Raw genomic sequence first — 12,455 nt, forward strand, 5'->3', positions numbered from 1 at the left:
AATTTTCTTGCCACCTTTTAAATTAACCCCCATTCCCGGGCCTTTCGGGCTGCTTCTTTGCTTCTTTTTTCCCCCGTCTTTTTCAAAATATTAGTAATGTGCTTTTTTATTGTATTAATTTCTACCATTAATATTTCTGCTATTTGTTTTTGCTTATAGCCTTCAGCAATCAGCTTTAATATTTTTTGTTCTGTTTGTGTTAATCTCTCCTTCATATAGTGGATCTCTAGTTGTCTTAAGCGACAAAACTCCTTACGGATAACAGATTCAACATAAGCACTTTTAAGTGACCATTTTTGATACGCTAAGCGTATTACATTTGGAATATGATTATAGGATTTGTCTATGTAACAGATTGCCCCGGCAATAAAAGCTTCAAAAATCAATCGATTGTCAATCTGATCATTTAAAATAATCAGCTGTGCTTTTGTTTTTTCAGTAACAGATTTTATTACTTTGATTTTTTCTGTATCTTTTACTAATCTGATATTCATTAGTACAATATTCACATGTATACGGTTAATAAAATCACTTAAACATTTCAGCTCGCACGTGACTCCTACTATTTCTATGTCGGTCTCATTTTTAACGCTAGAGCAAATTTTTAACAACTCATCTTTGTCTTTGTCAATCAACAGTACACGTATTTTTTTCATAACGCACCTTTTTACACCTCCTTTTGTCTGTTCTTTTTACACATCTCTTCACGCTCGTTGCCTTAAAAAACATGGATAATTCGAAATATCGGACATAACTTCTAGTGAAGGACTTTCTACTTATTAAAACGTCAGATCTCTCAGAATTGTTTCTGATTTTTATAATTTTAACCTTTTTTGGAACGTTTTCCCTTAAAAGTAAGCGTCAAATTTAGCCAATCTTCTAGACTCTGTAAGATTATGAGATAATCTCCTCAAGAATAGATATAAGGAGGTTTTTTATAGCAAATCCAGAAATAGCTGAGAGAAAAAGGAATAGACATGACCGGAATGCGTCCAATGGAGAGTACAGAAAGAACGATGAGTGTGTTTGCGAAACATTTGAAAATGGGCGGAACTGGGTGGATCAAGGTACCGGTGCGATGATGACGGCCTTGGTGGCAGCATTAGAAAAAGTTAGTCATCAAAACGCTTATTGGACAAGTAGAAAGATGGAAAAAATCTCAAGAAGCCCATTCAAACAATACATCGAAAAGATCACGAGAACAATAAACGAAGCCACACGTGACCCGTACCATGTACCTAAAAAATAAAGTGAAAACCCTTATCCATCAAGCATTGAAGAGATTAAGTAGGACTAGGAATTACTTTGGGGTTATCTTTATCATTTGTATGCGTTTATTATGGAATCCCTCCTGCAAATGCTTGGCTCAATCTTCATATTGACAATAAACCATTTTTTCTCTATACTAATACTCGTCGATTGCTTAATAAAAAACTTGTGAAGGAAAAATGATTTTATAATTGACAAAAAGCAAATTGTTATATATAATTTAATTTGTCTTTTTGCTAATGATGTTATTGGCCCGTTGGTCAAGTGGTTAAGACACCGCCCTTTCACGGCGGTAACACGGGTTCGAATCCCGTACGGGTCACCATGGAGGATTAGCTCAGCTGGGAGAGCACTTGCCTTACAAGCAAGGGGTCGGCGGTTCGATCCCGTCATCCTCCACCATGTACTAAACAAGCTTTTCTTAAGCAGGCTTAATGAGACTGGTATAATAATTTAAACAAAGGTAAAAACTGAGTGTGATTTAAAGTATTTATTGCGCCGGTGTAGCTCAATTGGTAGAGCAACTGACTTGTAATCAGTAGGTTGGGGGTTCGATTCCTCTCGCCGGCATTTTTAATAATCGGAGGGGTAGCGAAGTGGCTAAACGCGGCGGACTGTAAATCCGCTCCCTTAGGGTTCGGCGGTTCGAATCCGTCCCCCTCCACCATGCCGAAGAATGTTATGAAACATTGAAATCACATTAAACAACAAAATGTTGTATAAAGTGATTTTTTTATTGGTACACTATAATTAGTCAAGAGATGAATGGTGATATTGGGCTATAGCCAAGCGGTAAGGCAACGGACTTTGACTCCGTGATGCGCTGGTTCGAATCCAGCTAGCCCAGCCATTTATTATAAAAAGACAGTTCATGTCTGTTCTTTTTTTTGTAAAAATGTTAGATAGAAAGTAAGATTTAACTATATTTCACAAAGGGCGAAGTCTCGTCGAATAAGCAGCGAGTTGTCCCGACGCATCCAGCATCCTCGAAAGATCAGGAAGAGGAAGGGACATCTGACAAATTTTAAAATGGATTAGAAGAAAAAAATTTTTTTATGAGCCATTAGCTCAGTCGGTAGAGCATCTGACTTTTAATCAGAGGGTCGGAGGTTCGAATCCTCCATGGCTCACCATTTGTGCGGAAGTAGTTCAGTGGTAGAACACCACCTTGCCAAGGTGGGGGTCGCGGGTTCGAGTCCCGTCTTCCGCTTTTTAAATTCAACGGGGAAAACTTTATAAAATAAGATGAACTTAATTCCTGACAAGAAATTGTCAGGATTTTTTTATTTGAAATGTTACTAATCCCTTCGATTATATCTAATCCTCGCTTTTGAATCTCAAAATAATGTAATAGACTATATGCAGGAGCATTCGCCTTTTTAGTCCCATAACAGCCTTTTAAATTTGAATATACCATTGAAGTCGAATTGTATTTTTCCTTTTAGTATTGGGAATGCGGTTGTTCCGAAATGGAACCATGACCTAAATGATTTTTTGGTAGATTTTAAAAATTAGTCTCTTTTCCAGAAGATTGTTGCTGTAGAGGATGATTTGTGTAAAACATTTTGCATAATGGACTGCCCAGCAAAGGTTTTTACGGGTGTTGTGACGAAGTATATCGACAAACTTCTGTCTTGTTTCATTTTTTGAAATAGCACAGATCCGGATGAGGACGAATAAATTTCGACGCCATTTATAAATTCAAACGGCTTAAAGGGGTTGTGATTCGATGCCTTTTATCAACGTAAAGCTGGCTAAAGGAAGAACCGCAGAACAGAAACAGCAGTTTACTGAGGCAATAACAAAAGCAGCAGCGCAAATACTAAACGTGAAAGAAGAATGGGTTACAGTAGTTTTCGATGAATATGAAAGAGATAATTGGGCTTCCGGCGGAACACTTCACTCGATAAAATTTGGGGAAGGTTTCGGGAAAATGGGAGCTGAATGAATATCCATCATCCTGTAATTCAAAGATAAAAAATGACCTCCCCAATTGGAAAAGGGGAGGTGAAGTTTTTTCATTTGCCTAAAGTCGGTCAATATTTTCATCTTGGAGAAACCCAGCTTTCATCGCATAATGTTCCATCACTTGCTGAAGCCACTCCTCTTCCTCCTGTGTAAATGGAGATGCCAATTTATTTTCAATAGTTTTAATTTCAGCTTCATCTAAATTCCCGATAGCACTAATTGTTTCTTCTCCGATAAATTCTAATATTGTTTTCATATATTTTTCGACTAACGCTTCTACCTCAGGATCATCGACAGGTCTTCCTGCCAATCTTTTTGTTTCTTGGGATAATTGGATGTATTCTTTGTCAAGGGAGATCATTACCTCTTCAGGCTGATCAAAAAGCTTTTCAGCTACTTCTTTTGATGTATAATGTTCTAACCATTTGCGCTGTTCTTTTTCTGTTTGTATGCTCTGAATAAGACTCATTAAAACATTGCTATCCACTTCTTTTTCTTCTTCTAAAATCGTGAGAATTCGTTTAATGGCTTTGAGCACTTCTTCAATATGTTCCTTTCGTTCTTCAAGCGCTTCTTTTTGGAACTGTAAAGTTTCCTTTAAGTTTAAATCGAAGTTGGTTTCATTAATTAACTCTTTGATTTGTTCTAAACTGTATCCTAAAAATTTAAGACTGACTATTTTTTGAAGTGTCAATACATCATGAGCAGAGTATAATCGGTGTCCAGAACGAGGATTTTTTTTCGGTTTGAGCAGTCCAATTTGATCATAATAATGCAATGTTCGGATTGTTGTTCCCGTCTTTTTAGAAAATTCGCCAATCGTAAAGTAAGACTCTTCCTTCACTTTAACATCGCCCCCAAAATACTTATCTTTATAAACCTATTGTGATCATAATACCTAACGCGGCGTGAGGTGCAACCCCTCTGAAAAAATTTGTAATGTCATATTTCATTATGACAAGTTGGACGTTTCTTTATAAAAAGCCCAGAAATGGGAATAAGAAAGGTTTTTGCTACAAAAGGAAAAAATTTTTCTTGCAGATGAAAACATAAATTCCTAAAATTTGCTAGAATAGATTTATAAAAAAATGAAACCTTTGGGGAACGAATTCGTATCATGATGTACCCGCAACTGCGGAGGTAGAAAAATGGAAGAATTTATAAATAAAAAGATCAAACAAATTAAAAAAGGCGACCAAAATGCATTTGCAGAAGTTGTTGAATTATATAAAGATAAAATTTTTCAACTTTGTTATCGAATGCTGGGAAACGTCCATGAAGCTGAGGACATAGCACAGGAAGCATTTATAAGAGTGTATATGAACATCCATTCATTTGATATGAACAAAAAATTTTCTACATGGATTTATCGGATTGCAACCAATTTATCGATTGATCGTATTCGGAAAAAGAAGCCCGACTATTATTTAGATGCAGAAGTTGCGGGGACTGAAGGCTTAACAATGTACTCCCAAGTATCATCTGATATTGCAATGCCTGAAAAAGAAGTTGAAGCAATTGAACTGCAAGAAACGATTCAAAAAGAAATTTTAAAACTGCCGGATAAATATCGATCAGTCATCGTATTGAGATATATTGAGGAGCTATCCTTGCAAGAAATCGCAGAGATATTGGAACTTCCAGTCGGAACAGTTAAAACAAGAATACACCGGGGACGGGAGGCTTTACGCAAACAATTAAGGCATTTGTGATTGGGGTGAGTAAGATGAAATGTCCTAAGCATGTAGTGGAGATGATCCATAAGTATTTGGACGGGGATTTGCATGAGGATGAAGGCCGTGAGTTAAAAAAACACTTGCAATCTTGTGAGGATTGCAAGGCACATTATCAAGAATTGGAAAAAGCTGTAGCGTTTGTCAAGAGTATCTCACATGTTGAAGCACCGACAGATTTTACGCAAAAGGTGTTAGAAAAATTGCCGAAAGAAAAGCGTACGGTCTCAACTAGACGCTGGTTCCGAAATCATCCTTTCTTTTCAGCCGCTGCACTATTTGTTATTCTAATGACTGGAAGTTTATTTGCTTCTTATGAAGAAAGCCAATTCAGCGTAACAAAGTATGATAATTTGGTTGTTGACAACCGTACTGTTATTGTGCCTGAAGGAGAAACGGTGAAAGGTGATATTACTGTTAAAAACGGTGATATTAAAATAGAAGGAAAAGTTGAAGGAAATGTAACGGTGATTAACGGAGACCAATATTTGGCTTCTGCTGGTCAAGTTACCGGAGAGGTTGAGGAAATAAACGAATTGTTTGAGTGGCTGTGGTATGAAGTAAAATCGACTCTGTCAGAGGTTTTTAAACAATAGGCCATCTTTAGTAGGATGGTCTATTTTTATGTTTAAGTGCATTTAGGAAAAGTTATGATATAATAAAGTGGAATTTTGATTAGAGAGATTTTCAAACCTAGAAGTTTGATTAGAATAGATCAATCGCGATTTGATGAACTATTGGAGGAAAACAATATGACCTTAGGGGATTTTTCTCTTTTGCATTACCTCATAGATGTCATTGATATTCTCCTCGTTTGGTTCGTTATCTATAAATTGATTATGGTGATTCGTGGAACGAAAGCTGTTCAGCTTTTAAAAGGAATTATCGTAATCATTATCGTTAGAGTGTTAAGCCAATATTTAGGCTTGAATACTTTGCAATGGTTAATGGACCAAGTGTTGATTTGGGGTTTTTTGGCTATCATCATTATTTTCCAGCCGGAGTTTCGCAGAGCCCTTGAGCAATTAGGAAGGGGGCGTCTATTTGCAAGGGCAGCTAGCCAGGAAGATGATGGGCAAACAAACATGACCGAAGCAATAGCAAAAGCTGTTGAGTATATGGCGAAAAGGAGAATCGGTGCTCTCATTTCGATTGAACGAAAAATAGGAATGGAGGATTATGTTGAGACCGGTATACCGCTAAATGCCCATATTTCTGCTGAACTATTAATTAATATTTTTATCCCCAATACCCCTTTACATGATGGTGCAGTTATTATACAAAAAGATCAAGTGTCCGCTGCTGCCTGTTATTTGCCGCTTTCCGAAAGCCCGTTTATATCGAAGGAGCTGGGCACACGCCATCGCGCTGCAGTGGGAATTAGTGAAGTAACCGATAGTATAACTATCATTGTTTCTGAAGAAACAGGCGGTATATCGATTGCCAAGGATGGTGAGCTGCATAGACATTTAACTCCAGAAACGTTAAAGGAGATGCTCTTGGCTGAGTTTAACCGTACGAAAGCTGCTTCCTCTAGCCGCTGGCAATGGAGGGTGAAAAAGAATGGATAAATTAATGAATAGCAACTGGTTTATGCGCATCATTGCATTGTTGCTAGCGCTCATGCTATATGCTTCAGTGAATATAGAATCGCCTGCTTCGAATAATGAAGAAAAATACAATATATTTCAGTCGCCATCCACAACCGAAACAGCTACAATTACAGATGTGCCCGTAAACGTATACTATGATGACCGTGCATTTGTTGTCACCGGTATTCCCCAAACCGTCACCGTTACGATTGAAGGGCCCAAAAGTATTGTCACTACGACAAAACAAGTCAAGGACTTTGAAATTTTTGCAGATTTAACGGATTTATCCGTTGGCACCCACAGCGTCCGTTTGAAACATAAAAACTTGTCTGACCAATTGGAGGTTGACATTGATCCGGCTGTCATTACAGTAGGTATTCATGAAAAGGTATCTGAAAATTTTCCGGTTGAAGTGGATGTCATTAATAAAAACAAAATGAAGGAAGGCTACATTGCGGAGCGTCCGATTGTTAAACCGGACAGTGTAAAAATTACAGGCGCAAAAGAGCATATTGATGCTGTAGCTGTTGTGAAAGCAACAGTAAGTTTGGAAGGTGCTGATGGAACAGTTGTACAGAAGTCAAAAGTGACAGTATACGATGCAAATGGGAACATCCTGCCTGTTACAATCGAACCGTCAGCGGTTACCGTCACAGTGCCGGTAGAAAGCCCAACGAAATCGAAATCTGTACCCTTAAAAATCAAAACAACAGGAAAGCTTTCTGATGGACTGAGCATATCATCGATTCAATCGATCCCTAGCCAAGTGACAATTTATGGTCCAAAGGATGTGCTAGAGCAAATAGAGTCTATTGATGATGTATCGGTCGACTTAAGCAAAATCAAAGAAAATGCGACAGTTGAAGCTGATGTTCCGGCTCCGGATGGAGTGACAAACGTTGTCCCGAATAAAGTTCAAATTAAAATAGATATTGAAAAACGAGCAGAAAAGACGTTTAAACAGGTGCCGATCAAAGTCATCGGTTTAGGAAACGATCAGGAAATTGAATTTATTGATCCGGATACAGGAAAGCTGGATGTTGTTTTGCGAGGAAAAGACAGTGTTTTGAAAAACGTAAAAGAATCTGACATCGAATTGTATGTGAATGTTGCAGGGTTAGATGAAGGAGAACATGTAGTAAATGTGGAGGCCAAAAACCGTTACAACCTCTCGACAGTTTTATCGAGTGAAAAAGTGAAGATTCGCTTATCCAATAAAGAAAACTCGTTGGAAGAAGCAGATAATGAAAGAAGAAATCAAATAGAAGAAAATAACGATTCAGTTGAACCATCTGAACAGAAAAAGTCTGCTGAAGAAGCTTCAAATTAAGTGATATTTTTTAAAAGGAGCGATGATTCATGGGAAAATATTTCGGTACAGACGGAGTAAGAGGAGTTGCCAACAGTGAACTCACTCCTGAATTAGCGTTTAAAATAGGACGCTTTGGCGGGTACGTGTTAACAAAAGATAAAAATAGACCAAAAGTGTTGATTGGCCGGGATACCCGCATTTCAGGTCATATGCTTGAGGGTGCTTTAGTTGCCGGGCTTCTTTCCATTGGTGCCGAGGTAATGAGGCTTGGAGTCATTAGCACACCAGGTGTTGCTTATTTGACAAAGGCATTAGGGGCCGAAGCAGGCATCATGATCTCCGCTTCGCATAATCCTGTTCAAGATAACGGAATAAAATTTTTTGGCCCTGATGGTTTTAAGCTTTCCGATGAACAAGAAGAAGAAATTGAAGCGCTGCTCGATCAAGAAGAAGATAACCTTCCTAGACCGACCGGCTCTGATCTGGGGCAAGTGAGCGATTATTTTGAAGGCGTACAAAAATACTTGCAATATTTAAAACAGACGGTTGACGAAGAGTTCACTGGTTTACATATCGCTTTGGACTGTGCGCACGGAGCCACATCATCACTAGCTACACATCTTTTTGCCGACTTGGATGCAGATGTTTCGACAATCGGTGCATCTCCAAATGGCCTGAATATTAACGATGGGGTTGGGTCTACTCATCCAGAAACGTTAGCGGAATTTGTGAAAGAAAAAGAAGCAGATATAGGTTTAGCGTTTGACGGTGATGGGGACCGTTTGATTGCCATTGATGAGAACGGAAAAATTGTTGATGGGGATCAAATTATGTTTATTTGCGCCAAATATTTAAAAGAGCAGGGAATGCTGAACGGGGACACTGTTGTATCGACAGTTATGAGCAACCTAGGCTTTTATAAAGCTTTGGAGGCAAATGGACTAAAAAGCGTTCAAACCGCTGTCGGCGATCGCTATGTTGTCGAAGCGATGAAGAAGAACAACTACAATTTAGGTGGAGAGCAATCCGGACATATTATTTTTCTTGACTACAATACGACGGGTGACGGTCTTTTAACAGCGATTCAGCTTGTCAACATAATGAAGACAAAAGGCAAAAAGCTCTCTGAACTTGCGAGTGAAATGAAAAAATTCCCGCAGCTTTTGATCAATGTAAAGGTGCAGGACAAGCAGGCTGTCATGGAAAATGAAAAAGTAAAAGCTGTTATAGAAGAAGTAGAAAAAGAAATGAACGGAAATGGAAGAATTCTCGTACGTCCTTCCGGAACAGAACCGCTCGTTCGTGTAATGGCCGAAGCGCCGACGGAAGATGAATGCCAGCGGTACGTGAAAAAAATTGTGGAAGTCATCAAAGCGGAAATGGGCGTTGAATGATGAAGAGACGGGGCTGTCCGGTAAGTCTCTAAAATAAATAAGTGGAGAAAAACAATGCGTTTTTCTCCACTTGCTTGTGCGCCCGGCATGGGTGTAATCTATAGGGTGAAAGTCCCGAGCTGCGAAGGCAGAAGTAGCAGTTAGCTTAACGCAAGGGTGTCCGTGGTGACGCGGAATCTGAAGGAAGCGAGCGGCAAACTTCCGGTCTGAGGAACACGAACTTCATATGAGGCTAGGTATCACTGGGTGAGTTTGCAAGACAAAACAAAGCCCTTTCTGCCGAAGGTGATACAGAGTAAATGAAGCAGATGGATGGAAGGAAAGATTACACTCTTACCCGGGGAGGTCTGGCTGGCACGCCAAGTAACCTTGGTAACCTATCTAGTGATAGATAGCTGAACCGTCAGAAGTCAGCAGAGGTCATAGTATTAGTTGGTCTAGAACAACTAAGAAGGACCGAACAATTAAGAGAGAATAGCCCTTGGCATTCAGTGAGTCATGATGAACACAGAAAACGTAGTACCTCACTTGAGGGAGGAAGCGGTGAATCCCGTGGGAGATCTCTTGGAGGGTGGAGTGACCACTGGCATAAAGAGAACAGCTATTCACGGAAGTTATAAAGACTTGCGTCAATTATCTTAATTGAACCGCCGTATACGGAACCGTACGTACGGTGGTGTGAGAGGACGGGAGTTAATCGCTCCCTCCTACTCGATTTATTTTTCGATTTTTATCTGAAAGTAGCTGGCGGATGCCGGTTGCTTTCAGGAGGTTGTGGGGAGGCAAGCTCCCTTTCTTTATTGAATATTCATTGTATCGAGGAAACGCTTGAAATCATATAATACAATATGGAAAGACAGAAATGAATTGACGAACTGCTTTTCCATATTGTAATATATAAATTGTTTTAGCACATTCTAGAATAGAAAGGTGGGCAGTTAGAAAATTTTTTATTGTAAAGCGCCTGGACTAAGCAGGAGCGGACATCTGCTTAGTTGACGAGGAGGAGGTTTATCGAAGTTTCGGCGGATGCCTCCCGGTTGCCTTCCCGTACAGCCGTAAAGTCACGTCTTAAAACAAAGAGGCGACTCTTTGCACAAAAAGACTGTGACATAACGGGATACATTTTACAAAACATGTGTGAGGGGACAGAGAAGCTTTGATGGCTGGAAAGAGATCTGTCCCCAGTTGTTCAGGCTTCTTTTGTCCCCTTTAAATGGGGAGGAAACTAAGACTATGTGCGGAATTGTAGGATATATCGGACAACAAGACTGCAAGGAAATTTTATTGCGCGGTTTGGAAAAATTAGAATACAGAGGCTACGACTCTGCAGGTATTGCAGTATTAAACGGAGAAGGAACATATGTATTTAAAGAAAAAGGACGCATTGCGGAGCTTCGTGAAGGTGTGGACAGAAGTGTTTCAGCTTCCATCGGAATTGGCCACACACGGTGGGCTACTCATGGAGCGCCTAGCAAAGAAAATGCGCATCCTCACCAAAGTGCATCCAAACGCTTTACACTTGTGCATAACGGTGTCATTGAAAACTATTTGCAAGTAAAGCGTGAGTATTTACAAAATGTTGAATTAAAAAGTGAAACGGATACGGAAGTTATTGTTCAAACAATTGAACAATTTGTCAACAAAGGTTTAAGTGTCGAAGAAGCATTTCGCCAAACATTATCCTTGTTGAAGGGATCTTATGCGATCGCTCTATTAGATGAAAATAACCGAGACGTGATCTATGTTGCGAAAAACAAAAGCCCTCTTCTTGTGGGACTTGGCGGAGACTTTAATGTTGTTGCTTCAGACGCCATGGCAATGCTGCAAGTAACAAATCAATTTGTCGAATTAATGGATAAAGAAATCGTTATTGTCACTCGTGATCAAGTGACAATCAAAAATTTAAACGGGGACGTAATAGAACGCGCTCCATATACTGCTGAACTTGATGCAAGCGACATTGAAAAAGGAACATACCCTCACTACATGTTGAAAGAAATTGATGAACAACCGCTTGTTATACGTAAAATTATTCAAAAATATCAAGACGAACACGATCAATTAAAAATTGATCAAGAAATTGTTCAAGCTGTTCATGAAGCGGACCGCATTTATATTATAGCGTGCGGAACGAGCTATCACGCAGGGCTTGTAGGAAAGCAATTAATCGAAAAATGGGCAAAAGTACCGACAGAAGTGCACGTTGCCAGTGAATTTTCATACAATATGCCGCTTTTATCAAATAATCCGCTGTTTATTTTCATTTCACAAAGCGGAGAAACGGCAGACAGCCGTGCGGTGCTTGTTCAAGTGAAGGAGCTTGGACATAAAGCATTAACTATAACGAATGTTCCGGGTTCAACTCTTTCCCGTGAGGCGGACTATACGCTGCTGCTTCATGCCGGACCTGAAATTGCGGTTGCGTCTACAAAAGCATATACAGCACAAATTGCGGTTCTTGCCATTTTAGCAGCTGTTGCAGCTGAAACAAAAGGAATCAAGCTTGATTTTAACCTATTGCAAGAACTTGCCATTATTTCGAATGCAATGGAAACACTATGCGGCCAAAAGGATGAAATGGAACAAATTGCCCGAGACTATCTTTTGACAGCTCGAAACTGCTTCTTTATCGGCCGTGCCGTTGACTATTACGTCTGCTTAGAAGGCGCGCTCAAATTAAAAGAAATTTCCTACATTCAAGCGGAAGGATTTGCCGGCGGCGAGTTAAAGCATGGAACCATTGCGTTAATTGAGAACGGAACACCGGTCATTGCTTTATCAACCCAAGAGCATGTAAACTTAAGCATTCGCGGAAATGTAAAAGAAGTTGTTGCCCGCGGTGCATATCCATGCGTTATTTCCATGAAAGGACTTGAAGAAGATGATGACCGTTTCATCTTGCCAAAAGTTCATGAAGATCTAACTCCGCTTGTTGCCGTCATTCCAATGCAGCTCATTGCATACTACGCTGCCCTTCACCGCGGCTGCGACGTCGACAAACCACGCAACCTAGCCAAAAGCGTAACAGTCGAATAAAGCAATTGGGCAGTGGATATGTGGCTTTGAATAAAGTCATAAAAAATTGCACAGTTTTACCCCTTTAGATTATGATTGTCTAAAGGGGTGTTTTTATGTCCAAAAGAAGAACATTTAAAGCTGATTTAAGTAGATCGTTGCTCAAGTA

General features: G+C 39.6%; 10 protein-coding genes and 7 tRNA genes. 15 read left to right on the forward strand and 2 right to left on the reverse strand.

Annotated elements, in window-relative coordinates; genetic code table 11:
• Positions 1–17: 17 nt before the first annotated feature.
• Positions 18–656, reverse strand: a complete 639-nt coding sequence (locus NSQ71_RS01000) for a response regulator transcription factor (protein ID WP_340732392.1) — start codon at positions 654–656, stop codon at positions 18–20.
• A 401-nt stretch (positions 657–1,057) separates the two neighbouring features.
• Here NSQ71_RS01000 and NSQ71_RS01005 point away from each other — a divergent pair, with 401 nt between their 5' ends.
• The 9 genes from NSQ71_RS01005 to NSQ71_RS01045 all read left to right on the forward strand — a co-directional run bounded on the left by NSQ71_RS01005 (position 1,058) and on the right by NSQ71_RS01045 (position 3,217).
• The gene (locus tag NSQ71_RS01005) at positions 1,058–1,249 is read left to right on the forward strand and encodes a hypothetical protein (RefSeq protein WP_066251733.1); all 192 of its coding nucleotides are present in this window, start codon (positions 1,058–1,060) and stop codon (positions 1,247–1,249) included.
• 270 nt (positions 1,250–1,519) lie between these two features.
• A tRNA-Glu gene (locus NSQ71_RS01010) sits at positions 1,520–1,594 on the forward strand.
• A gap of 1 nt (position 1,595) precedes the next feature.
• Positions 1,596–1,671 (forward strand) — tRNA-Val (locus NSQ71_RS01015).
• A gap of 95 nt (positions 1,672–1,766) precedes the next feature.
• Positions 1,767–1,839 (forward strand) — tRNA-Thr (locus NSQ71_RS01020).
• Between the two features lie 12 nt (positions 1,840–1,851).
• Positions 1,852–1,936, forward strand: a tRNA-Tyr gene (locus NSQ71_RS01025).
• 108 nt (positions 1,937–2,044) lie between these two features.
• Positions 2,045–2,119 (forward strand) — tRNA-Gln (locus NSQ71_RS01030).
• Between the two features lie 207 nt (positions 2,120–2,326).
• A tRNA-Lys gene (locus NSQ71_RS01035) sits at positions 2,327–2,402 on the forward strand.
• 5 nt (positions 2,403–2,407) lie between these two features.
• A tRNA-Gly gene (locus NSQ71_RS01040) sits at positions 2,408–2,479 on the forward strand.
• Positions 2,480–2,998: 519 nt separating this feature from the next.
• Positions 2,999–3,217 (forward strand): tautomerase family protein, encoded by a 219-nt coding sequence (locus NSQ71_RS01045; protein WP_066251730.1) that lies wholly within the window; start codon positions 2,999–3,001, stop codon positions 3,215–3,217.
• A 78-nt stretch (positions 3,218–3,295) separates the two neighbouring features.
• On the opposite strand, the gene NSQ71_RS01050 is transcribed toward NSQ71_RS01045, so the two are convergent.
• Positions 3,296–4,081 (reverse strand): MerR family transcriptional regulator, encoded by a 786-nt coding sequence (locus NSQ71_RS01050; protein WP_340732396.1) that lies wholly within the window; start codon positions 4,079–4,081, stop codon positions 3,296–3,298.
• A 304-nt stretch (positions 4,082–4,385) separates the two neighbouring features.
• Between NSQ71_RS01050 and sigW the strand changes: the two genes are divergently transcribed.
• From sigW to glmS, 6 genes are all read left to right on the forward strand, one after another.
• On the forward strand, positions 4,386–4,949 hold the full coding sequence (sigW, locus tag NSQ71_RS01055; RefSeq protein ID WP_144598450.1) for an RNA polymerase sigma factor SigW: 564 nt from the start codon (positions 4,386–4,388) through the stop codon (positions 4,947–4,949).
• 14 nt (positions 4,950–4,963) lie between these two features.
• Positions 4,964–5,566: an anti-sigma factor family protein gene (locus NSQ71_RS01060; RefSeq protein WP_327848511.1), complete on the forward strand. Its 603-nt coding sequence runs from the start codon at positions 4,964–4,966 to the stop codon at positions 5,564–5,566.
• 156 nt (positions 5,567–5,722) lie between these two features.
• The gene (cdaA, locus tag NSQ71_RS01065; protein ID WP_063388714.1) at positions 5,723–6,541 is read left to right on the forward strand and encodes a diadenylate cyclase CdaA; all 819 of its coding nucleotides are present in this window, start codon (positions 5,723–5,725) and stop codon (positions 6,539–6,541) included.
• On the forward strand, positions 6,534–7,892 hold the full coding sequence (locus NSQ71_RS01070; protein ID WP_340732404.1) for a CdaR family protein: 1,359 nt from the start codon (positions 6,534–6,536) through the stop codon (positions 7,890–7,892). Before cdaA ends, NSQ71_RS01070 begins: the two co-directional genes overlap by 8 nt.
• A 29-nt stretch (positions 7,893–7,921) precedes the next feature.
• Entirely contained in the window at positions 7,922–9,268 is a 1,347-nt protein-coding gene (gene glmM / locus NSQ71_RS01075; RefSeq protein WP_063388716.1) for a phosphoglucosamine mutase, read from the forward strand.
• Positions 9,269–10,504: 1,236 nt separating this feature from the next.
• Entirely contained in the window at positions 10,505–12,307 is a 1,803-nt protein-coding gene (gene glmS, locus NSQ71_RS01080) for a glutamine--fructose-6-phosphate transaminase (isomerizing) (RefSeq protein WP_066251722.1), read from the forward strand.
• Positions 12,308–12,455: the final 148 nt, after the last annotated feature.

It is taken from the genome of Aeribacillus sp. FSL M8-0235, from assembly GCF_038000355.1.
Classification (GTDB): domain Bacteria; phylum Bacillota; class Bacilli; order Bacillales; family Aeribacillaceae; genus Aeribacillus; species Aeribacillus composti.